Genomic DNA, 24,298 nt, shown 5'->3' with positions numbered 1-24,298 from the left:
TCTATCAAAGGTTTGAGCCCGAAGAAAATAATCAATTGCACACAATGTGTACAGGAGTACAGGAGCATAAATGACTAGTCCTGTTATTGGCACCCCGTGGAAGAAGCTCGGCAAGCCGGTTTCTGATGAGGCTCTTGAGGGAGTCGACAAGTATTGGCGCACCGCCAACTATCTTTCCATTGGTCAGATTTATCTGCGTAGCAACCCTCTGATGAAGGAGCCCTTCACCCGCAAGGACGTCAAGTATCGTCTCGTGGGCCACTGGGGCACCACCCCTGGCCTGAACTTCCTGTTCGGCCACATCAACCGCCTCATCGCGGATCATCAGCAGAACACCGTGTTCATCATGGGCCCCGGCCACGGCGGCCCTGCAGGCACCTCGCAGTCCTATCTCGACGGCACCTACACCGAGTATTATCCGAAGATCACCAAGGATGAGAGTGGCCTGCAGAAGTTCTTCCGTCAGTTCTCCTATCCTGGCGGCATTCCTTCCCACTATGCTCCGGAGACCCCGGGCTCCATTCATGAAGGCGGCGAACTCGGCTACGCGCTGAGCCACGCATACGGCGCCATCATGAACAACCCGAGCCTCTTCGTGCCCGCGGTTGTGGGCGACGGCGAAGCCGAGACCGGCCCGCTGGCCACCAGCTGGCAGTCCAACAAGCTCGTCAACCCGCGCACCGACGGCATCGTGCTGCCGATCCTGCACCTCAACGGCTACAAGATCGCCAACCCGTCCATTCTTTCCCGCATCCCCGATGAAGAGCTCCACGAGTTCTTCGAGGGCATGGGCTATGAGCCCTACGAGTTCGTCGCAGGCTTCGACGATGAGGACCACATGTCCATCCACCGTCGTTTCGCCGACATGCTCGAAGAAGTCTTCGACAAGATCTGCGACATCAAGGCCAAGGCTCAGACCGACGATATGGATCGTCCGACCTACCCGATGATCATCTTCCGCACGCCGAAGGGCTGGACCTGCCCGAAGTACATCGACGGCAAGAAGACCGAAGGCTCCTGGCGCGCCCACCAGGTGCCGCTGGCCAGCGCCCGCGACACCGAGGCCCACTTCCAGGTCCTTAAGGGCTGGATGGAATCCTACAAGCCGGAAGAGCTCTTCGATGAGAAGGGCGCCATCCGCCACGAGGTCACCGACTTCATGCCGCAAGGCGAACTTCGTCTCGGCCAGAACCCGAACGCCAACGGCGGTCGCATCCGCGAAGACCTGAAGCTCCCCGATCTCGATGCTTACGAAGTCAAGGGCGTCAAGGAGTTCGGCCACGGCTGGGGTCAGCTCGAAGCCACCCGTCAGCTGGGCAACTACACCCGCGACATCATCAAGATGAACCCGGATTCGTTCCGTATCTTCGGACCTGACGAGACCGCGTCCAACCGTCTGCAGGCCGCTTATGAGGTCACCAACAAGCAGTGGGACAACGGCTATCTCTCCGAGCAGACCGATGAGCACATGGCTGTCACCGGCCAGGTCATCGAGCAGCTCTCCGAGCACCAGATGGAAGGCTTCCTCGAGGGCTACGTCCTCACCGGCCGTCACGGCATCTGGAGCACCTATGAGTCCTTCGCCCACGTGATCGATTCGATGCTCAACCAGCACGCCAAGTGGCTCGAGGCCACGGTTCGTCACATTCCGTGGCGCGAGCCCGTCGCTTCGATCAACATGCTGATTTCCTCGCACGTGTGGCGTCAGGATCACAACGGCTTCTCCCATCAGGATCCGGGTGTGAGCTCTGTGCTCTTGAACAAGACGTTCAACAACGATCACGTTGTAGCCGAGTACTTCCCCGCCGACGCCAACATGCTGCTGGCCGTCGCCGAGAAGGCCTTCAAGTCCACCAACAAGATCAACGCCATCTTCGCCGGCAAGCAGCCTGCCGCCACTTGGATCACCCTCGATGAAGCTCGTGAAGAGCTCAAGAAGGGCGCAGCCGAGTGGAAGTGGGCCTCCACCGCCGCCAACAACGACGAAGCGCAGATTGTGCTCGCTTCCGTCGGCGATGTCCCCACTCTGGAGATCATGGCCGCCAGCGAGAAGCTCAAGGAGTTCGGCATCAAGTTCAAGGTCGTCAACGTTGTTGACATCCTGAAGCTGCAGAGCCCCAAGGACAACGACGAGGCCCTGACCGACGACGAGTTCACCGAACTCTTCACCGCCGACAAGCCGGTTCTCTTCGCGTATCATTCCTATGCCCACGACATCCAGTCCATCATCTTCAACCGTCCGAACCACGACAACTTCAACGTTCACGGCTACAAGGAAGAGGGCTCCACCACCACGCCTTACGACATGGTGCGCGTCAACGACATGGATCGCTACGAGCTGACCGCCGAAGTGCTGCGCACGCTCGACGCCGACAAGTACGCCCACGAGATCGACAAGCTGGAGCAGTTCCGCAAGGACGCCTTCCAGTTCGCCGTCGACGAGGGTTACGATCACCCGGATTACACCGGCTTTGTGTACTCCGACGTGAAGAACCAGGACGCCAAGGCAACCGCAAAGGCCGCCATGAGCACCGGCAGCGACAACGAGTGAGCTGATTTCTCATTCGGTTACGCTTCAAGTAGCCATTTAGCAAAAGGGACATCGGGTTTCGACCCGGTGTCCCTTTTCTTGTCTGATATGTGTATCGTCTACTGTTTGCTGTCTGTATTAGCCGAGCTCAAGCCATTTACGTCACGCCATGGCCTAAAATGGAAACGATCGATATCGTAGTTGATCGAAAAGATCGTGCGCAACATGCACAAAGGAGTTACATCGTGACAAACGAAGTCATTTATATCGCTAGCCCCGAAGGCAGGAACGGCCGTAACGTGGTGGCCTACGGCGTGGTCAAGGCGCTTGCTGCCAAGGGCAAGACCGCCGTGTTCCGTCCGGTGGCTTGCAAGAAGGAAACCTTCACCGCCGAACTGCTTAAGGCTGCCAATGCCGGCCAGTCCGTCGAGCAGGTTCGCGCCGTATGCCCCAAGTGCGCGCGTCGCGACAAGGCCGCCGCCCGTGGTGACATCGTCGCCGCCTACAGCGCCGAACTGGAACGCACGAACCCGGATTCGATGGTCATCGTCGGCAGCGATGGTTCCGCCGTCTTCGACCCGGAAGCCTTCACCTTCAATGCCAATATCGCCTCCGACCTCAAGGCCAAGACCTTCCTCGCCATCTGCACCATCCCGCGCAACGGCGAACAGGTGAAGGCCAGCGTAGAGACCTGCACTGCCGAAGTCGAGCAGGCAGGCGGCAAGGTCGCCGGCATCTTCGTTACCGGCTGCACCGATGAAAAGGCTGCAGATGCCGAGGAAGCGCTGAAGGACTCCCCCGTTCCGGTTTGGACGATTCCGGCCGTTGAATTCCCATCGGACACCGATCCGGATGCCGCCGAAAAGGCCGCCAAGGCCTTCGCCGACAACGCCCCCGCCGGTGAGGTCGTGGCCGCCGCACAGACTCAGTTCGACGCCCCTACCACCCCGTACGCTTTCCAGAACGAACTGCTGGCGAAGGCCAAGGCCGGCAAGAAGACCATTGTGCTGCCGGAAGGTTCGGAAGACCGAATCATCAAGGCTGCGGATTACCTGCTGCAGCGCGACATCGTCAATCTGATCATCGTCGGCGACAAGGATGTCATCCTCGCCCGGGGCAAGGAACTCGGCCTCAACTCGCTTTCCAAGGCCTCCTACCAGCCGATGGACGACGAAGAAGTCCTGAAGCCCATGGTCGACAAGCTGTGCGAACTGCGCGCCAAGAAGGGCATGACCCCTGAACAGGCCCGCAAGCAACTGACCGACCCGAGCTACTTCGGCACCATGCTGGTCGTCCTCGGCAAGGCCGACGGCCTCGTTTCCGGTTCCATCAACTCCACCGCCAACACGGTACGCCCAGCGCTGCAGGTCATCAAGACCAAGCCCGGCGCCTCGTTGGTCTCCGGCGCGTTCCTGATGTGTTTCAAGGACCATGTGGCCGTCTTCGCCGACTGCGCCATCAACCTCAACCCGAACGCCGAGCAGCTGGCCGACATCGCCATCCAGTCCGCCGACACCGCCCGCGCCTTCGGCGTGGATCCGAAGGTGGGCATGCTCTGCTACTCCACGCTGGGCAGCGGCAAGGGCCCGGATGTCGACCTGGTCGAAGAAGCCACGAAGCTGGTCCACGAGAAGGCCCCGGATCTGCCGGCCGTCGGCTCAATCCAGTTCGACGCCGCCTGGTCACCCACCGTGGCAGCCACAAAGGCCAAGGGCAACGACGTGGCAGGCCATGTCAACGTCTTCGTCTTCCCGAGCCTGGCCGCCGGCAACATCGCCTACAAGGCCGTGCAGCGCACCTCCGGTGCCATCGCCATCGGCCCGGTGCTCCAAGGCCTTAACAAGCCTGTCAACGACCTCTCGCGTGGTGCCCTGGTCGAAGACATCATCAACACGGTGGCACTGACCGCCGTGGAGGCAGAGCAGTAAACAGCCAACGACAACGTTGACCAAGCAACCGGGATATGTAAAGCGACCCTCAAATCTTATAAAAGATTGACGATTCTTTACATGTCCCGATTGCTTTTACAACACTCGCCGTTTTGGACAACCAATAAACGAAACGTCCATCCAGCTTCCGAGAAGAACACAATTACGGCTTTCCGCCTCAGCCATACATAACAAGATAACAAGGCCGGAAAAAAGAAGGTATGATGCAGGGAAACCAACGAGAGGACATCGGCGCGAGGCATGTCCAAATCCAGCATTTGCTGGCGGAAAACGGCCCCACCAAGGTCAAGGACATTGCGGAACAGCTGCATTTTTCGGACGTTACCATATACCGGGACATCAAGAAGCTCGAGAAGGAGGGCATTCTCCAGCTCGATAATGGCATAGTCGTGCTTTCGCGGTCTTTCACCAGCGAGATACCGCCTTCCTCAAGATACGAAAGCAACCTGGCAGCCAAGGAGATCATCTGCAACAAGGCTTCGGAATTCATTCGCCCGGACTCGACCATCATCCTCGATGATTCGTCGACGGTATTGCCCCTGTTGGATTTCATCAAAAAGAAAGCCCCGCTCACCGTCATTACCAATTCCGTGTTTGCGGGCGAACAACTGATGAGCGCTTCCGGCATACGCCTCTATATGACGGGAGGGCTTTATTACCCTTGGGCGAACGCTTTCCATGGCCATATGGCGATTCACGCCTTAGAGTCACTACAGGCGGATATTTGTTTCGTATCGACGACTTCCGTCACCAGCCGTGGCGCCGCCGATTCCTATGATGCGACCGCCGAGCTGAAGTCGGCCATGCTTTCAATATCCGAAACCAAGATCCTTCTGGCGGACAGCTCGAAATTCCGCAAACGCGCCCTGTACATCGCAGGAACCTTATCTGATTTCGACTACGTTATCACCGACAAGAAGCCGGAAAATATCAAGCCTGATCAGCTGGCCGAAGCCCATACCCAGCTGATTACGGTCGGCCCTGAAATCAATGCCGAAAGCAGCAACGAAGCGAACAAGCAACCGCGCAAGGTTGTTTCGTAACATTCAAACAACGACGGATACAAAAAGGTGGAAATCCCAAAGAGATTTCCACCTTTTATTGTTCGGTTTCGCGGCCTAATAAACGTTTCGAACCACACATATCGATTGATTACTTCACGATACGTCGGGCCTGATAACAAACCGATGCGGTTTCACCAACCGCTTTCAGTTTTCCGTTTTATTCAGCGGCGCCTGCCAGCACCTTCGGCGTGGATGTGCAGTTGAGCCCGATGCGATCGACACCGAGGTCGATGAGCGCCAGGAAATGCTCACGGGTGCGGATATGCGCCGAGGCCTTGACTTTGATACGCCCGTCCGCGGCCTTCATGACCTTCTTCATTACTTCCACCGAACCGCCGACCGTTGGACCGCCAGTGTAGAAACCGGTAGAGGTCTTGACGAAATCGGCACCGGAGGCGATCACTGCTTCAGTGGCTTCAACGATCTGCTCGTCAGAAAGCGCATCCGTCTCGATGATGACTTTGGAAACCACTCCGGCCTGCCTGCAAGCGTCAACGGCACCACGCAGCTCCTCACCGGCCTGCGCCGCATGCCCGGAACGGACCATGCCGTAGTTGATGACCATATCCAGATCTGTCAGCCCTTCGTGACGGCAATATTCCTTGGCCAATTGCGTCTTGTCTTCGGCGGTTCCCTGTCCGAAGGGAAAATCGCAGACAACCGACAGACCGGTGCTGGTATTCTCCACGATCGGAGCCGCAAAATCCAGCGATGCCGGGTTGACGCAGACAGATGCCACCCCGAAGTTGACACCGTCGCGCGTGATCTGCCTGATCTCGTCTTCAGTGGCCTCGGGACGCAGAATCGTATGGTCGATATATCTGGCCAATTCAGCCTTCGTCATTTCTTGCGCAGGTTTGCGTTGTGTTGTTCCTTCAGTCATTTTTACTCCTTTTGTAACTGAAAATCCTGATGTATCTCCGCCTTGTGCCCGTTTGACAGACCTTTGGGGAAATCGGTACTCATACCGTGACGACGAATTTCGTCACGGATTTCTTCCATGCATTGATCACTGGGTGGGTCAAGCTTGGCAAAGTCGTAGGCTCTTCCCAACCCTGTGTATTTTGAGGTGCCCAAACGGTGGAATGGCAGCACATCGTAGTATTTCACCCCGGCATCGGCTAGGAATTCAATCATGTCTTCGACCTGATCGTTTTCCATGTTGATGCCCGGTATCAGCGGGGACCTCACGCAGAGCCGCTCCGGGTCGTAACGGGCCATCCAGCGGATATTGGCCAATGAGGTCTCGTTGGAATGTCCCATATACTTCCGGTAGGTTTCCGGGTCGGTGGAAGTCAGGCTGCAGATGAACAAGTCAATGTTGTCGCTCACCTCGACAATCGATTTCAGCGGCACCCCGGCAGCGGTTTCGACCGCGGTATGCAGACCATGCTCTTTGCACAGCCCCGCCGTCTCGTCGACGAATCTGGCCTGTACCAACGGTTCCCCGCCGGAGAAGGTGACACCTCCCTGTCCGCTTCTGCGATAGAAAGGCATGTCCCGAAGTACTTTTCCGGTGACTTCCTCAGGGCTTTGCATATTGCCCACGATCTTCAAAGCCCCTGTGGGACATGCCTTCACCCATTCAAGTTGCGACGGACGAATCCGTTCACGGTGCAGCACCAATTTCCCGCCCTGCATCTCGACCTCACCGTTTTTCGCCGCATCCACGCAAAGACCACATTCGATGCATTTCTTCGACGAGAACATCACCTGCCGATACGGCTTGATGCCTTCCGGATTAGCGCACCAGGTGCACGAGTAAGGGCATCCTTTCAGGAACACCACGGTGCGTATGCCCGGCCCGTCGTGAATCGAGAACCGCTGGATATTGAATACTCGCCCCATGGACGGATGGTCCGTTGTCAATTTCTTACCTCTCAGATGCTTTCATTGACGGTTCGCGAGATGATCTCGTTCTGGATGTCTCGATCGAGCTCGACGAAGAACGCCGAATATCCGGCCACGCGAACCACCAAACCGCGATAGTTCTCAGGATGCTTCTGTGCGTTGATCAGCGTCTCGGAAGACAACACGTTGAGCTGGATATGGACGCCGCCGATATCGAAGTAGCCGCGAATAAGGCCAACGACCTTCTGACGATCGGTCGCGTTGCGAATCAGGGCAGGCACGAACTTGATGTTGAGGCATACTCCGTTAAGCGCCTGCGTCTGGTCCCAGCTCGCCACGGATTTCATCTCGGCGGTCGGTCCTTCGACATCCTCGCCTTGCTTGGGCGAGATGCCGCCGTCGGCCAACGGTGTCAAAGCCTTGCGTCCACTGGGAAGCGCACCTACCTGACGGCCGAGCGGCGTGTTCGAGGAAAGGCAGAACAGGCCGGGAATATAATGACCGCCGCCAGGGCTCTTGAAACGACGCACGGAATCGGAGTACTGCTTGGCCACGAACGCGACCATCTCATCGGCCTCGTCGTTGTCGTTGCCGTACTTCGGCACGTTCAGGCAACGCTGTTGAATCACCTTGTCGGAGAAGTCGGTTTCAAGGGATTCGGCGAGCTCGTCCTTGCTCATCTTCGATTCATCGAACACCAGCTGCTTCATGACCAACAGCGAATCCGCGACATCCGAAAGACCCACGCCGTTGACGCCCGTGGCGTCATAGAGGGCACCGCAATCGGTGCAGTCATGGCCGGATTCGAGGCATCCGTCGATCAGGATCGAGGAATAGATGTGCGGTGTCTGACGTTTGTGAAGCGTCGCCATCGTGTTGAGCGAGCAGACCATCAGCGAGACGAAGTAGTCGACCTGCTCGCTGTAGGCCTTCTTGACGTCGTCGAAGGTGTTCATATCGGCGAAATGGCCGGTGTGTGGGCCGAGTTGCTGGCCGGATATCGGGCATTTGCCGTCGTTGATCGCCAGTTCGAGACACTTGGCAAGGTTGAAGTAGCAGCTGTTGGTGCGTGCCATGGTATTGCCCTGGCCGGTCGGTTCCACGCAGCCGACCAACGACCAGTCACGCGCTTCTTCAAGGCTCATGCCATGTTCACGCATCAAGGCGGGGATGATCCGTTCATCGTTGAAGAACGGATCCTTGCCTCCCTCCTTGTGTCCGAGGATTCTCAGGACCCGGTTGACGAACTCGTCCGGGGTTTTCTTGCTGACGCGGATGCCCACGTTCGGCTCGGAATTGAACACGGCCTCTTCCGCGTCAAGGCAGAGGTACGACAAGTCATTGACCGCATCGTTACCGTCCTTATCGACACCGCCGAGAGTGATGCCGATGGTGGTGGCGAAGCCGCCGTTATTGCGTGCCGACGAATAGGACTTTGCCTTGATCAGATCCATGTGTTTGACCCACAAGGCCTGGATGATGGTCGAAATCTCATCCTTGGTGAAGGTTCCGTCCTTGAGGTCATTGACATAGAAGGGATACATGTACTGGTCGAAGCGTCCGCCGGAAATCGCGCCGCCGTTCTGAGCGCAGTAATCGATGAGCAGCGTGAACCAGTAGGATTGCGCAGCCTCGAAGAAATTGCGTGCCGGACGATACGGTACCTGTGCGCAATTGCTGGCGATGAGCCTCAGCTCCTTGGCACGTTGTGGATCATCGGTCTCATTGGCCATGCCGGCCGCCAAGTCCGAGAAGCGCTGCTGGAAGACGCGCACGCCGTCCACAACCACCTGAACGGCCATGTAGAACGCCCGCTTGTCGGAATATTCCAGATCAGTCGGGTCAAGCTCTGCAAGCTTCTTGGCCGCAAGACGCTCCGAACCCTCAAAGCCTTCATTGATGATCCGCTTGATATTGGGCTGGTAATGCCCGTAACCGGACGAGGCCCTGCTCAACGGGTCGAAGGGACGATACGGCGAATCGAGGATATCGGTAATCTGCGAAGGCAGAAGGTTGCGGGCCAAGGAACTGGTGGAATAGCCTTCCCACTTCGGGAAGATGTCATCGACCAGATAGTCGATCTGATCGGGTGTGATCTGCAGGGTGTCGACCTGACGGATCGGCATCTTCTCGAGCTCTTCACGCGAAAGACTTCCGAATTCCGGATAGATCGGCGCGGAACGCAGTGTGGAACCGTGGTTGCCCACGATCAGTTCGTTGTCGCCGATGAAAATGGTCTTTTTCATCAGCAGGTCCTTCAACGCGTATGCGCGGCGAAGGACTTGCGGCAGTCCGACGGTCTTCTCGTAGCTTTCGGTGATGATTCCCGCCCGTTCGACGTCGATTCTCGGTTTGACAGAACGTATCTCGTCGTTGAGAATCTCCGTACGCTTGGGCGCAAGCAAACCTAATTTGCCCTTTGTTTTCATCATTGTGCTGGTCATAATGACCTCCTTTTTCATCGTCATATAACCAATGTCGCTATGGCTCTATCTCCTTTTCAGGCCGATAAAGCCATAGCAAGTAAAGATGCTCTACTACGCGAGGGCGGCCTTCTTGATGGGCTCGTTGTTCTCGCCACGGACTCCGAGCAGCTTTTCGGTGAAGTGCTTGCTGAACCAGTCCACGATGGTGCCGATAAAGAAGCCCATGATGATCGTGCCGATACCAAGGATGCCGATGCCGAGATTAAACTTGATCAGGATGCCGGCGATGATGATCGTGATGATATCCTGGCAGGTGCGGAACACGCGGTAGCTGATCTTCGGGAAGTGACGATGCAGGCTCGGAGCGATGCCGTCATAAGGGCAGGCGCCGAGGTTCGGACGAATCTGCAGGGAGACGCCAAGGCAGAAGAAGAACAGGCCGATGACCAGATGGATCGCAAGAATCCACCAAGAGAACGTCGGGTTGTAGAAATGATGGTAGATCGAGGTGAACGTATCGGTAAAGAACCCGACAAGCGTCATATTGGTGATCATGCCGAAGCCGAAAATCGAACGGTCGAAAGGAATCACGATCAATATGAACAGGATGGTGTTCACCAGAGGCACCATCCATGTGTAGGCGATGCCTGTGAGATGGGAAAGCGACATCAGAAACGCCGCATACGGGTCGACGCCCACGAAGCCGACGTTACAGACCCCGATGCCGATGGAGACGATGACGACGCCAACAAGATTGACGAGGATTCTGCGCAACAGAGAATACGGTTTCAGCGTCCACTGCTCACGGTCAGTGACCAGAGTCCACCAATGCATCTGTTTTATGCTTTTCATCTCACTCGCTCCTCTCGTCGATCGTCTGGCTTTCGTTGCGTTCCTCGACCTCGGCCGGGTACGGCATGGCTTCGACGGCCCCGTATCCTTCCACGCACAGCGACGCCGCGGCATTGGCGAAACGAATCATCTCGTTGAGCTCGTCCTTCTTCAGATCGCACAAATCGCAATGATGCAGGAGCGTGTAAAGGAACGCGCCCATGAAGCAGTCACCAGCACCCGTGGTGTCGATAAGGTTGGTGCGGAATCCGTTGATGCCGTGTTCCTCGCCATCCCAGGCCCAGGAAGCTCCTCTGGCGTCTTCGGTCATAATCAACAGACGCACGCCCTTGGGATTGACCAGGCGCGACACGGCTTCAAGGTCGCGGGTGCCGAAGACGACATCGAAATCTTCGACGGAACCCTTGAGGATCGATATATTGCTCATTTCCTCGTTCAACGCGTCAATCAGTTTCTGAGGGGACTTGTGGACGGTTGGACGATAGTTCATATCGATGGCTACCGGAATATTGCGCTTCTTGGCTTCGGAAAGCAGCACATGCGCAGTGCGTCCCAAGGGGGCGTCGACGAAACTCACACCAGCCACGTAAAGCATGCGGGTGTTGAGAACCTTGTCGAGATCCAATTCATCCATATTCACATTGAGCGAAGCGCTTCCGTCGACAGCGAAGCTGAAGCTGCGCTCTCCATTGAAAAGACTGACGAACACATGCGAAGTGAACAGATCAGGATCGGTCAACAGCGAACTGCAATCCACACCGTTGCTCTGCAGTTCCCTGCGCAGGAACCTTCCCATGAAATCGTCACCGACCTTGCCGACGAACGAGGTATTCGCGCCAAGTCTTGCGGCAGCCACGGCGACGTTGGATGCCGTGCCTCCAAGGTTCATCTCATAGCAACGCTGCTTGGAAAAACCACGACGGAAAATCGGGGTGTAATCGGCATTGATATCTCCAAACGATACCAAATCCTTACGCTCTTCTGAATTATTCTCCATATTCAGCCTCCTTGCCTAACTTCTTTTAATCTCTAATGGGACGATTCCGAAAGGAACCGCCAGCTATCAAGCTCATCTCCAATTTAAAGTCCGGCAAATGAAATTCCCAACAAGAAAGCTGTCCTCCTTATCGCCTTATTTAAGGGTTTACTCGACATTAAAGGAAAAACATAAGCAATTTTTTTCACGCAATGTGTGTATTTTTTCATAACTTTGAAAAACGAATAAAATCCCGAAGAAAACCCACGACAGAGCCAATGTTGGCAATATGAAAGTCTTGTAGACTTACGACAGATACAAATCAGAAAATCCTATAAAGACTCACGAGCAGGAAAACACAGCTAAGCGCAAAAGAGGGGTTGCAGGGAAACCTATTGTTGGATTTCCTTACAACCTCTCTTTTGCGCTTCACACCTTGGACCACGCCTTACCGTCAACGCCGGTAAGTCCGTCAGACATATGTTTTACATCGCCTTTTACCAAAGTGTCCCCGGGCATCCGTCCTGCGCGCGAACATGCTCCACCAAGCCACCGGCGAACCATCGTAATGCCATGCAGGCGGTACGAGCAGCCTGTAGTTGCGGTGCATCGCCCATAGCAACCCGACCAGCAGGACGGTTACCCCGGTGATTCCCGCCGGGAGCACAGCATCCTGATCGTCGTGATAATAAGTACCCCCCTTGGGGATGCTGCTTCGTTTGGCGGTGATGACCAGCCGTTGCGTGTTGATGCCGTATGGCGTGCAGGTCATCAATGTGAGCAGATCCTGCCCAGGCACCACCTTGTAAAGATGCACGTCGGTCGGATTGACGATATTGATGTCGCTGACGCGGTACCCCATCATGCGATCGAGCGTCTCGATGTAGATGATGTCGCCCTTTTTGAGCTCGTCGAGCCGAGTGAACAGTTCGGCGTCCACCAGGCCGCGGTGACCGGTGAGCACGCTGTTCGTCGATTTGCCGCCCACTGGAAGGCTCGTTCCGTAAAGATGGCCGATACCGACCTGCAGGATGGCCTTGGAGGTGCCATGGTAAAACGGCAGTTTCAACGAAATCCTCGGAATCTTTACGGTACCCATCACCCCGTTTGTCGTTTTCAGCATCGACTGATAGTCATTGTCACGCTTTGATATCGTGTCTTCATCGGGATCGTCGATGAACGGATCGATGGCCTCACCCAGCTTGTGCTGGCCCGAATCCGCAATGCGCTCGTTATATTGAACGGCGTTGCGATATTCCTTTTCGATGTGTCCACGCGGCCATTTGGACATTTCCCGAGCCGCCGCGGCCGAGGCGATGCCTTCGTTTCTGACCCTGATCATTCTGGCCGTCGGAGCCCAAAGGAACACGATCACCGTGAGCAGTATGAAAAGATCGCGCAAGGCCCTGAGAACGGCTCGATGGATAGCCGCCGAACGGTTGCGAGGATAACGCACGACGGCTTCAAAAGGCTGAAATCCAAGCGGCAGCACGGACTTATCCGTCTGCTTTGGCCCTTCGGATTTCCTCTCGTTCATTTTTGCCTCACCGGTATTAAACAGAACTATCCATTTCCCATTCCAGTCCATCATCGAGAAATCTACTTCGCTCTCACGAACCGGAAAACAGACCTTATTGCCGTTGCACCGACCGAGCGGCTGGTTGTCTGCCATTGCTTGAAACCATGCTCAAACCAGTATCCAAACCGGTTTCCGAAACCTTGTTTAAAGCGATGACAACCAACCACGCAGCCATGATGTCAGATCCTTTTGCTGTTGAGCACGCTGCGATGGTGTAACACCGTGAACACAACGGCTGCACTGCCAAACAAAAGACCCAGCATAAGTAGCAGTAGGAGACCCATGCCACCTGTCAACGGCAGGTTAGTGACCGAATCCACGTTATCGATTCTCACGTTGAAGTTTGTGGACTCTACCTGGCCTCCATCAGCCACGCTGTGGGGCTCGCTCCCCACGATGTTTTCGGTATCGACGCTGGCCAGATCCCAGATATCCGCATGGAACACGAACTTAGTATCTTTGGGGTGGCCCGACACGTTGGCGTCGGTGATCTCAACCTTGAAGCTCGGCTTGACGCTCTGCAAGACATTGGTCGGGGCGGTCTCCTCGACGAACGAATAATTGTCGGCCTTGAGACCATCGATCTTCAACGTATCGTAAGCTGCGGCACCCACGGTATCCGTGCTGGAGGTGCTAGTGTCATAGGTGTATTCACCTTCGGTGGCGGAAATCGCGGTGTCCGTTTTAAACGTCAGAGGATGGGCGTGAGCGGAATCCTCCGTATCGTCGTAGACCTTGAACGTCGCGCCTTTGGTCGGTGTCTTGGCCGAACCGTCGTTGAAAAAGTCACGGATGGTGACCGAGTAGCTGACGGCTTCGCTGGAGCTGCCGTCGGTCAGCGGCGTTTCCGTCGTGCATCCACTAATCGTGGGATCGCTGGCGCAGTCGGTGCCTGTGTTCTTGCCGGAATGCACAATCTTGGCCTGGTTGATCAACGACTTGCTGGAATCGTTGACCGTCATCTTGTAGGTGACCACGATTTGCAGTCCCGGCGTATAGTCTTCGATGCTGTTGTTCGTGAAGACGATATGGAAGTCGTCACCGCCATTGGTCCCTGCGGTTTCGTCCTTGGTCACGGTGTATTTGTCCGTGCCGACATCGTGATTGTCGATCTTGATCGCAACGCTGCTCGCGTCCAGGTCGAGGCCGGCACCGGGCATATCGACAATCTCGAAGTAATACTTGGTGTATCCGGTCCAAAGCGGCACTTCGCTCGTGATCTTATAACTCAGTTGAGCGCCGTTGACGGCAGTGCCGCCAATAAGGGACTTGTCAACAGTGACGGTATCGGTCTTGTCGTTGATCTCACCGAGCTTGACGCTGTTGAGGGTGTTATTTTCACCGATCGTGGTGCCGACCAGCATCGGAATCGAATCCGAATGGCCGGGTGTTCCGACGGACGGCATAGCCGTTACATCCTCGACCAAATACATGCCGATCAGCAGATGCGAGAACGTGACCGTAGGGTTGGGCGATGAGGAGGAGGCGGTCACAGGCGGATTGAAGTTGTAACCAGACGTACGGATTGTCGTGTCAAGCTGCTGGACGAAATCACGGAGCGTGCCGGTATACGGCGCTGTGTTCGAAGTCGCATCCGAATTATTCGTGTTGCCGCTATCGGCGAATCCCAACCAATGGATACCGACCCAGCTGATGACATTGCCGGTGTTCGGCGCAGAGCTATCCACCGCGTGGGCAGCCGTCCCAACCGCAGTATCTACAGAGCCGACACCGGTCGAGTCAAGAGAGATGCCGGTAAGCTGCGTGCCGTCCGTGGCCGCGTGGGAGTACTTTCCCACTTGCACCACAGCGTAGGAATGGCCAGGGGTCGCGTTCTTGACCGCAATCGTGCCGAATCTATTCGTTGTGGTGCTCAGATTGACGGCTGTCGTTTCCGCCGTTGCGGAGCCGACACCCGCAATCCCCAAAGCCAGCATCGTCGCAGCGGAAAGCGCCACTCCGATGACGCTACATATTCTTTTATTCAAATTCATTTTCTTCCTTCTTTAGTAGACCATGCCTGATTCAAGTCAAGGTCGGACTTCACCGTTCATTCGACCTTGGCAATAAACAAGACATGCCAATCCCTATCCTTTGATCACTGAACAAATTGTGTTGCCTCAGCCCCCTCTGCTCAACGATGAATACAACAAGTGCTTGTAATGCTTGGTCGGCACTCCTGGTGGCAGACGATTTGGAATAGGAAGAACCGGACTGTTTGCATAGACATTGATAGATAGCAATGAGGTAAGCAGACGTTAACGCCTTTCCCGAAAGGCACTATGCCCCGCTATTTGCGTGAATGCTCATGCCCTCCCCCAAGGGCACATTGACCAACCGAATATGCAAATTCCCAAGCCTTCCCCCAAAGGCCATACACCCGGAGATGCCATCCGTCTACATTGCGAATATCACCGGTATATCCGTCACCTTTTGCAGTGACGTAATTCATGGTAAACGAAAATTGGACAAAAAATAAAGCGCTAAACCTTACATTGGGCAATTTTTTCTTATTTGTATGGCGATTTTGGCGGTTTTTTGAGGAATTGTATTTCTCTATAAGCATATATCCGATTGAGGGGGTTCAAGAGCTTCTTTTTGCGACAGCTTTCGACCTTCGGAATCCTTACAAACGCTTTGTAAGAACACGTGAGTAAAGTGGTGTTGCGGTAGCCGTGGTAACTTCCACGGGTCAATTTATCTATATGGAGGATGCACACAATGGCGAAAACCGTCCTTGTCATCAATTCCGGTTCCAGCTCGATCAAATACCAGCTGGTGGATCTCGAAAACGGGTCAGCTCTCGCCAGCGGCCTCGTGGAGAAGATCGGCGAACCCATCGATGGCCATTACAAGCATGAATACAATGGTGAGAAGCACGAGCTCGAAGAGCCGATCAAAACCCACGCCGACGGTCTGAAGCGCGTCCTCGGCTTCTTCAAGGAATACGGCCCCGACCTTCAGGAATCCGGCATTGTCGCCGTCGGTCACCGCGTGGTGCAGGGTGGCTCCGTCTTCCCGCAGCCGGCACTCGTCAACGCCAAGACCATTCAGCAGGTCAAGGACCTCGCCGTGCTCGCGCCGCTGCACAACGGCCCCGAAGCCACCGGCGCCGAGGTCATGGAGCAGCTGCTGCCAGATGTGCCGCAGATCTTCGTCTTCGATTCCTCCTTCTTCTTCCAGCTTCCGAAGGAAGCCAGCACCTACGCGCTCAACAAGGAAGTCGCCGAGAAGTACAAGATCCGTCGTTACGGCGCCCACGGCACCAGCCACGAATACATCGGTGGCGTTGTACCCGGTGTCGTCGGCAAGCCCGCCGAAGGCTTGAAGCAGATCGTGCTGCACATCGGCAACGGCGCTTCCGCCTCCGCGCAGATCTCCGGCCGCCCGATCGACACCTCCATGGGCCTGACCCCGCTCGAGGGTCTGATGATGGGTGGACGCACCGGTGACATCGACCCGGCGGCCGTTTTCCACCTCATCCGCAACGCCCACATGAACGTGGACGAAATCGACGAGCTCTTCAACAAGAAGTCCGGCATGACCGGCATGACCGGTTACGGCGACATGCGCGAGGTCGATCGCCTCATCAGCGAAGGCAATGAGGACGCCATTCTCGCAATGGATGTCTACATCCACCGTATCGTCGGCTACATCGGCAACTACACCGCTCAGATGGGCGGCGTGGATGTGATCACCTTCACCGCCGGTGTCGGCGAGAACGACAACAACGTGCGTGCCCGCGTCTGCGAGCGTCTCGCACCGTTCGGCGTGAAGCTCGACAAGGCGAAGAACGATGCCCGTTCCAAGGAACCGCGCATCATCTCCACCCCTGACAGCTCCGTGATCATCGCCGTCATCCCCACCAACGAGGAACTGGCGATCGCCCACAAGGCCGACAAGATCGCCACCGAGGGCAAGGATTCCTACGGCAACGTCTTCGAGAAGTGAGTTGAAATGACTCTTTGCTGTTCCGTTAGATTCTGAAATTCTGCGAAACAGCAGAGGCCGGAACCGATTGAATGTTCGGTTCCGGCCTTTTATATTTGTTTACGAAGGCTGGTGCAATCAATCCGTCTACCGTGACGGCGACGTCATTCCAGCCTTACTTAATCCTTATCGGCGGATGATGCTTTTAGCTTTCGAGCATCTTACGCCACATACCGGGAAAATCGGGAATGGTCTTGCGGGTGGTGGCGATGTTGCGGATGCCGGTATTGGGCACAGCCAGGCCGATCATCGCGGCGAACGTAGCCATGCGGTGGTCGGCGTAGGTTTCCATGATTTCACCGTGCAACTGATGATGCGGCATCGGTGTGATGGCCAGACCATCAGGCAATTCCTCGGCTTTGGCTCCGATTCTGGTGATTTCCGTCACGAGTGCCGCCAAACGGTTCGTCTCATGGCCACGAAGATGGCCGATGCCGACAAGCTCGCTGGGACCGTCGGCCAACGTCGCCAATGCGGCGATGCTCGGGGCTATCTCCCCCGCCGCCGACATGTCGAAAGCCTTGCCCAGCCCACGAATCGGGCCATCCATCAAAACCGTCAATGTTCCGTTTCTGGGTACCGAAACCGACTTTTCCTGGTTGCGCGCATCGGCCATAACGTCATCGAACGGCCTACCGTCCAAAGTGACATTTGCACCCATTTTCTGCAGAATATCGGGAAGCAAACCACCCGGCTGGGTGGTTGAAGTCGGCCAGTTCGGCACACTGACCGTTCCTCCGGCAATCATCGCAGCACCAAGGAACGGGGCGGCGTTCGACAGATCCGGTTCCACCACCACCCCGTCCGGCAACTGCAACGAACGGTGAGGCTCAAGCCAGTGGCCGATTTCAGGCATTTCAGCCTGCCCGCCTGCGCCGTTGACATCGGCCATGGTCATGCGAATATGAGGCATGCTGGGAAGTTTGCTGCCGGTATGCTTCAAATCCAATCCCTGCGGCAAACGAGAGCCGACAAGCAGCAGACTGGAAATGAACTGCGAGGACGAAGACGAATCAATCCGAACCTCTGCCGGCTCGGAAACCACGGATCCATCTGAATAATCGGATCCTGGCGAATCCTTGTCGTTTTCGGGTTCCTGCACCTTCGCAGGCGTAATGGTAAACGGAAGGAAACCGAGCTTCCCTTCATATTCGACATGCGCCCCCAACTGCTCAAGACCCTCGAGCAGCGGATGCATCGGACGCGCATAGGCCTGCTCGTCTCCGTCGAAACGCACCGGACCGTCGGCAAACAGCGCCAGACCAGGCACAAAACGCATCACGGTGCCTGCAAGCCCGCAGAAGACGGTGACGTTGCCTGTAAATCGGCCATTCGAAGGAGGTGTCACCGTCACGCGTGTTTCTTCATTTTCGTCGAATTCAACGCCGACCCCAAGCGTCCGCAAAGCACCCGCCATCAGTTCGGTGTCGCGCGAGCGCAACATGCCTGCAATCGTGACCGGCCTGCTGCCCAATGCTGCAAGAATCAGGTAGCGGTTGGAAAGAGACTTGCTCCCGGGAATGACGACGGTGGCATTCAACGACCGTTCGGCCAGGGGTGCAGGCCACGGATCTGGAAAATCAAAGGCTTCAACGCTTGTCATAGTGAAGATTCTAGAGGAACTCCCCTACACACCAACCACACCGGCCGCCCCAACAGCGCCAACCGACACCAACTATGCCAGCAGCAATGTTGACGCCAAACGCATCATTTCTGAGATTCACCGTGCTCAAATTTCCAGAGGGCCAGCATCGCGCCGGAGTTCGTGCGCAGATCATTGAAGTGCTTTTTGTAAGCGTCGAATATCCTGTCGCGCTTGCCTTCCTGGTCGTAGATCAGCTGATGGTTCAACTTATCGTATTCATCCTTGTGCTTGTCCCTTGCCTCATCAGGAGATCCCAAAGTCTTCATTTTGGCTATGATCGCTAGATTGGCATTGAAGTTGGCATTCAAATCGACAACCAGCTTCTGCATGTATTTGTCGTCTTTATTATTATCTTTAAGCGGTTGCAACGTAGTTTTGCAAGTAGCGACGCCATTGGTATAAGCCGAATATGCCGGGTCATAATTGTCGGGCAGAGGGATTTTGACACATACGACACTGGCATCGGAAACCGCAAGCAGCGTCTTCGAATATTGCTGGATCTGCGCCTTGTCTTTCTTATAGGCCTTCAGATAATTGTTGATCCACTTGTTGTTTTGTTCATGGTAGGCAGGGAGCAGATTGACGAACTGCTGATTGGCCTGGTCGGCCACGTTGATGGCATTGTTGATGTCGTCGATATCTTCGCTTTCCAGATTTCCGAAGCCACTGTAATTGCAGTCCATGGCCATGCCGACCATGACATACCATCCTTTGACTACACCGTGCAGAGCGTCGCCGACTTTCTTCTGGTCTGCTTTGCTGGCGGATCGTCCATACGAAGAAACGAATGCCTCCACTGCATTATCGGCCTCATCCTGCGCCTCGTTGACCGCCTCCGCCGTCTGATAGGAACGCTCGAAGGCCCAGTCCACATGCAGGTCGTCGCATTCCTTGCACAGGTTGTCGCCGTAATTCGAGGTATAATCCATTACCTTCTCTGAAATATCGATGGTTTTGTTGAGCTTCTGGACCTGCTTCAAAGTCGCCTTGTCGTATTCCTTGTCGGTGCCGATGGCGGCAATCTTGTTGACGGCCTGCTCGCTGGTGTCCAACACAGCACTGAGCGACCCAACGAACGTTTTCACCGCCGAGTCGTTGGAAGCGGACAACGGTTTCATCTTGGCCCTGCACGTGGCCATCTGGGTTCGGTAATGGTCGATATTCGATTGCTCGTCCTCCACGTAATCCCAGAACGTACAGGCCTTGTTGACTGCTGAAATGGTCTTCGCATTGTCGATATAGCCGTTCACGACCGCTTTTTCGGCATCCGTAATCTTGGCATAGCGGTCAAGTTGAATCTTGACCTCGGGACTTTTCATGGAATCAAAGGCAGCGAACTTCGCATTGTCCGTGTCGGTTTTGGCGACGAGCGACTTGAGCTTGTTGATATCCTCGTCGCTTATCGCATCTTTCTGGCTTAAGGTCTGCAGATTGTCGGTGATCTGAACATGATCATCTTCGATGGCTTCTTTGGTCTTGTCGAAAAGCGAAAGCTTCGCATCGCCGCCATAACCTCGGTGGCTGAAGGTTTGGGCTATGAGACTGAGCTTGTTGGCAAGCGGCGGGTTTCGCTTGGCGACATTGCCGAGCGCGAATGCAATGACGACGACAATCACCAGAAGCACGCCGAGAACCCGGGCGAAACCGTGTCCGCTTTTCGAGTCGCTATTTCCGCTGGCTGAGTGGCTGCGCTGTGATTCCGCCTTGACGATGTAATCCTGACCCGAGAAGGGTTGTGCAGCCGAATCGGCACTGACTCCACCGGCCTTCATCTGTTGGGTGTGCTGCCAAGGATTGGCGGTTCTGCTGGAAGACGGGACGCCTGTGTTGACGTCCTGCCATGGTTCGGCATCAGCGCCCTGATCGATGTAATCGTTGTGATCAAATGGGATTTGTTCCGCTTGATCAAACGGTTTCTGAGCATCGTTTTTTGCCATATCCAAGCCTTCCCAGCTTTCGGCAGCCTGCCGTCTCTTCTCGTAAATTATCATAAAAGCAAATCTCTACAACCAAACATAATATACCCAGCGAATCCAACATCACAACGACAATAAACGTAGCCGAAACACATAATCCCCGCCTACGAACGCATATTGTTCGCAAACGGGGACAAAGAAGAACCAGTGCATGCTACAGAGACACTAGTTCAAAACCGATATAGACTAGTCCAGGTTGGCACCGGTAAAGGCAAGCGGCAAAACCTCGTCCAGCGTATTCTCGATGTAGTCATCTGCGCTCTTCGCCATGATGATGTCGAACGTTTTCAAATCACAGAATTCCGCCATCACCTGCCTGCATACGCCGCAAGGCGAGCAATAGGTGCGCTCCGTGGCTTCCACCCCTTCCGGATTGCCGACGATCGCGATGGCGGTAAACTTTTTCTCGCCCTCGGAAATCGCCTTGAAGAACGCCGTTCGTTCCGCGCAATTCGTGGCGGCCAGGCCGGCGTTCTCAATGTTGCATCCCTGGTAGATCTTCCCGTCCGCGCAAAGCAACGCGGCACCCACCCTGAAATGCGAATACGGGGTGTAGGCGCGCTGCTGGACGTCAAACGCCTTTTCGATCAATTGCTTCTTGTCTATTTTCTGGTCTGCCATTGCTCATCCTTTGATTGCGACTATCGTACGCGAAACCGGCTATCAACGTTGATTGAAACCGTTCAGCACGATGATTTCCGTTTAATTATGAAACGGAACGACGACATGACCAGGAAGCCGGCAATCGCGGGCCGAATATGTTTTCATATTTGAACCGGCCCACGAAACGAGATGCCGGACGCCATCCAACCTTGCCTAATGGTCAAAGTCGGATAACGGCCGGCATCCGAAATTCATTGCAGACGGACAACGTTCGTCTGCAAGCCGACGTTTACGCAAGACGACTTGAAGAGACGAAAACCATCCCTTTGGGTTAGAGCAGAGAACCTCTCTTGGCCCTCGCACCATCGTTCACAACGGTTTGGAGGTTTTTCAAACTCCTGGTCGGGTCAGTTTTCGAAACGTCTTTCGTCACCGCTTGCTGGAAGGTCGCGGCATCATCCGTGGGAGTCGGGATGTTGTTGAACTGGTCGACCAATGCGTTGAGCTGGTCGATCTGGCTGTTCGACTTCATCGCGTTCGGGTCACCCATGGCCTCCATCTGCTTCAAAATGGCGTTCTTCTTATTCAGATAATCCTGCAGGCTCTGCACGAAATTAGCGACCGGCTTGTTGGAAATCTTGCCCTCCGACTGGATCTTGGCCGAGCACTGGGAGAAGAACGTGTCGTACTGATGGTAGAAATCGTTGCCCACCGTGCTACCACCCGTCGGGTTGGTGCAGGACTGCTTGATGTCCGAAAGGCTCTTCATCCCCTTGAACAGGTCATCCATATACGAGTTGAACCCTGCGGCTTTGGGAGCATAGACATCATACGCGCTCTTGACCTTCTCGTCTTTCATAACCTTCAGGTTCTTGAAATCGGTATTGGCCTGTTCGAATTTCTTCTTGTCGGCATTGAACTGGGTGGTGCCCGAGTCCTTCATCCCATCCGTACTGGCTTCAAGGGAATTGGTGACGAAATCGGTGGTCATCGCAGTCAGGTTATGATCCATGATGGCAAGCTCGTCCTGGGCTGCCTTGTAATCCTTCTCCTTCGGGCCACCGATAACCCCGGCGACGTCCAAACCGAGGACAACAGCTACGACGAGAACGATAACGACGACTGCGGTGACAATGGCGATAACCGCTTTATTGCTTTTCTTGGGCACGGCACCAGGAGCACCGTTCACACCGTTCGGCATGGCCATGCCGTTCACTGCTCCAGGGGCACCAGGGTTCTGAGCTCCCTGCTGCCAATTCTGCGGCGTTTGGGAAGGAGCCGGGAAGGCGCTATTTGAAAAAGGCGCATTACCATTGTTGGGCGTTTGCTGAGCCGGATACTGACCGGCAGCCGGCTGGGCCGTATATTGCCCGGCTTGCGGCTGGCCCTGCATGGGAGCGTTCTGAGCGTACGGGCCCGACTGCGGATACTGTTGCATGGGCTGGTTCGGGTTCGTCGCTCCGGGCTGCCCGGTATAGGAACCGGCCCCCTGCTGGGCGAAGTTGGCGTTCTGACCGTTGCTCGGCTGCGGCGGCTGCATAGGCTGACCGTTCGGCGTCGGAGCAGCGCCTACAGCGGGATTGACATTGGAAGTTGAGGCCGCTGCGTCTGAAACAGGATTTTCTGCACCCGCGGCAGCCCCGTTGGAAACGGGATTCATTCCGGAACCTTGCGGAGTCTGCTGATTCATCCCATCATTGGAAGTCGAACGTTCCGAATCTTGTTGCGACCTTACTTCGTCGTCGTTCATATTGTCATCATTAGCCATATTTTTTCTTCTTTTCGATTGTAGACAGCTGGCATGCCTTAGCCTCATAAACGGCGGCAATAGCACCTCCACATCTTACACAACATCGTTATCAAAGATGACAAATTTCTTAATTTTTATAATATCTCCCAAAATCCGTCTATCGATGCACCTTAAGCAAACAGCAACCGTTTTCCGCTAACAAACGTCATTGCCAAACATATTTCGTCGATTTCTGCGATAAACCGTCAACCACACCAAGCAAGACACAGCACAAACCGCGTTTCAGAGACCAGCAGGCACCAACGTCAGATGGCGAATGTTGCCGGTACTTTCGATGCTGACTTTGCCAAGGGTACGGGCGATCTCGTCTACAGATTCGGCCGGGGCATCAAGCAGGGCCCGAGTGAGCAGACCTCGGTAATGCTTGGCCATGTGGGAGATGGTTTTGTTTTGGGAATCGGCGATACGGACGTCCCACCACTCGCCGTTATCATTGAACGAAGCCGGCTTGGTGACACGGTAAAGCTCGGAACGCAAATCGACCGTGACGTCAGCGTTGCGTGCGAAGCTGGGTGCCGACGATTCTTGGGCTTTCGTACCGTCAGCTCTATTGTCATTCTTTGCTTGGCTGGAAATCTCCGAGTCTTCGGCAAAGCCACTATCTGGGCTCCAGCCTGCAAATTGCTTACGCCAGAACGACTTCAGCGGGCCGATGGCGGGAAGCGAGACGTTCATCGAAAGGCGATAGACAGGTATCAAATCCTCGCCTTTGGTCACACCGAACAAACCAGAGAAAATCAACACGTCATCATCTTTGTGCAATTGCGCCGCTTCGTATAGCACACCCGTATAGACCTCATGTGCCGGCGCACAAGGCGCGGAAAGAATATCACGCTGTGCAACGATCTCTTGCGTGCCTTTTGCTCCCACTTTCAGGATTTTCGCCGCATCCTCACGTTTCGACACCTCAATCAGTGCAGACAAAACCGTTTTTCTGGCGTCGTTGAGTTCCGGAAATGAGAGTCCATCCAAATCAAACGTCGGCCCTTTGCTCGGCGCGGACTTGCCTTCGGACGGCGGCAAAAGAAGATGCATACGTTCAGTCTA

Annotated in this window: 16 protein-coding genes; 4 read left to right on the top strand and 12 right to left on the bottom strand. The window is 55.3% G+C overall.

The features are described from left to right. Positions 1-70 precede the first annotated feature (70 nt). From OZX62_RS04190 to OZX62_RS04180, 3 genes are all read left to right on the top strand, one after another. On the top strand, positions 71-2,551 hold the full coding sequence (locus tag OZX62_RS04190; protein ID WP_277176770.1) for a phosphoketolase: 2,481 nt from the start codon (positions 71-73) through the stop codon (positions 2,549-2,551). A gap of 224 nt (positions 2,552-2,775) precedes the next feature. Continuing rightward, positions 2,776-4,458, top strand: a complete 1,683-nt coding sequence (gene pta / locus OZX62_RS04185; RefSeq protein ID WP_277176769.1) for a phosphate acetyltransferase — start codon at positions 2,776-2,778, stop codon at positions 4,456-4,458. A gap of 221 nt (positions 4,459-4,679) precedes the next feature. After that, entirely contained in the window at positions 4,680-5,522 is an 843-nt protein-coding gene (locus tag OZX62_RS04180) for a DeoR/GlpR family DNA-binding transcription regulator (protein WP_277176768.1), read from the top strand. Between the two features lie 178 nt (positions 5,523-5,700). Here OZX62_RS04180 and deoC read toward each other — a convergent pair whose 3' ends face one another. The 7 genes from deoC to OZX62_RS04145 all read right to left on the bottom strand — a co-directional run bounded on the left by deoC (position 5,701) and on the right by OZX62_RS04145 (position 15,221). Beyond that, entirely contained in the window at positions 5,701-6,426 is a 726-nt protein-coding gene (deoC, locus tag OZX62_RS04175) for a deoxyribose-phosphate aldolase (RefSeq protein ID WP_277176767.1), read from the bottom strand. A 2-nt stretch (positions 6,427-6,428) separates the two neighbouring features. After that, complete coding sequence (locus tag OZX62_RS04170) at positions 6,429-7,391, bottom strand: glycyl-radical enzyme activating protein (protein WP_277176766.1); 963 nt, start codon at positions 7,389-7,391, stop codon at positions 6,429-6,431. 32 nt (positions 7,392-7,423) lie between these two features. Beyond that, positions 7,424-9,838 carry a pyruvate formate lyase family protein gene (locus OZX62_RS04165; protein ID WP_277176765.1) on the bottom strand — a complete coding sequence of 805 codons (2,415 nt, stop codon included), beginning with the start codon at positions 9,836-9,838 and terminating at the stop codon, positions 7,424-7,426. A gap of 93 nt (positions 9,839-9,931) precedes the next feature. Then, entirely contained in the window at positions 9,932-10,672 is a 741-nt protein-coding gene (locus OZX62_RS04160) for a hypothetical protein (protein ID WP_277176764.1), read from the bottom strand. Position 10,673: 1 nt separating this feature from the next. Continuing rightward, positions 10,674-11,669 carry a carbohydrate kinase gene (locus tag OZX62_RS04155; RefSeq protein WP_277176763.1) on the bottom strand — a complete coding sequence of 332 codons (996 nt, stop codon included), beginning with the start codon at positions 11,667-11,669 and terminating at the stop codon, positions 10,674-10,676. Positions 11,670-12,120: 451 nt separating this feature from the next. Beyond that, a complete protein-coding gene (locus OZX62_RS04150) occupies positions 12,121-13,185 on the bottom strand; it encodes a class C sortase (protein WP_277176762.1) in 1,065 nt (354 codons plus the stop codon). Positions 13,186-13,406: 221 nt separating this feature from the next. Further along, positions 13,407-15,221, bottom strand: coding sequence for an isopeptide-forming domain-containing fimbrial protein (locus OZX62_RS04145; protein ID WP_277176761.1), 1,815 nt, complete (start codon positions 15,219-15,221; stop codon positions 13,407-13,409). Positions 15,222-15,948: 727 nt separating this feature from the next. Between OZX62_RS04145 and OZX62_RS04140 the strand changes: the two genes are divergently transcribed. Beyond that, entirely contained in the window at positions 15,949-17,178 is a 1,230-nt protein-coding gene (locus tag OZX62_RS04140) for an acetate kinase (RefSeq protein WP_277176760.1), read from the top strand. A 184-nt stretch (positions 17,179-17,362) separates the two neighbouring features. Here OZX62_RS04140 and aroA read toward each other — a convergent pair whose 3' ends face one another. The 5 genes from aroA to yaaA form a co-directional block, all read right to left on the bottom strand. Further along, the gene (gene aroA / locus OZX62_RS04135; protein ID WP_277176759.1) at positions 17,363-18,820 is read right to left on the bottom strand and encodes a 3-phosphoshikimate 1-carboxyvinyltransferase; all 1,458 of its coding nucleotides are present in this window, start codon (positions 18,818-18,820) and stop codon (positions 17,363-17,365) included. A 104-nt stretch (positions 18,821-18,924) separates the two neighbouring features. Continuing rightward, complete coding sequence (locus OZX62_RS04130; RefSeq protein WP_277176758.1) at positions 18,925-20,799, bottom strand: hypothetical protein; 1,875 nt, start codon at positions 20,797-20,799, stop codon at positions 18,925-18,927. A 225-nt stretch (positions 20,800-21,024) separates the two neighbouring features. After that, positions 21,025-21,459, bottom strand: coding sequence for a cytidine deaminase (locus OZX62_RS04125; protein ID WP_277176756.1), 435 nt, complete (start codon positions 21,457-21,459; stop codon positions 21,025-21,027). 313 nt (positions 21,460-21,772) lie between these two features. After that, complete coding sequence (locus OZX62_RS04120; protein ID WP_277176755.1) at positions 21,773-23,209, bottom strand: hypothetical protein; 1,437 nt, start codon at positions 23,207-23,209, stop codon at positions 21,773-21,775. 264 nt (positions 23,210-23,473) lie between these two features. After that, the gene (yaaA, locus tag OZX62_RS04115) at positions 23,474-24,286 is read right to left on the bottom strand and encodes a peroxide stress protein YaaA (protein ID WP_277176754.1); all 813 of its coding nucleotides are present in this window, start codon (positions 24,284-24,286) and stop codon (positions 23,474-23,476) included. Positions 24,287-24,298 lie beyond the last annotated feature (12 nt).

This window comes from Bifidobacterium sp. ESL0690, from assembly GCF_029392315.1.
In the GTDB taxonomy this organism is placed as follows: domain Bacteria; phylum Actinomycetota; class Actinomycetes; order Actinomycetales; family Bifidobacteriaceae; genus Bifidobacterium.
Note: the sequence above shows the minus strand (reverse complement) of the source record. Positions and strands in the feature narration are given on the sequence as shown.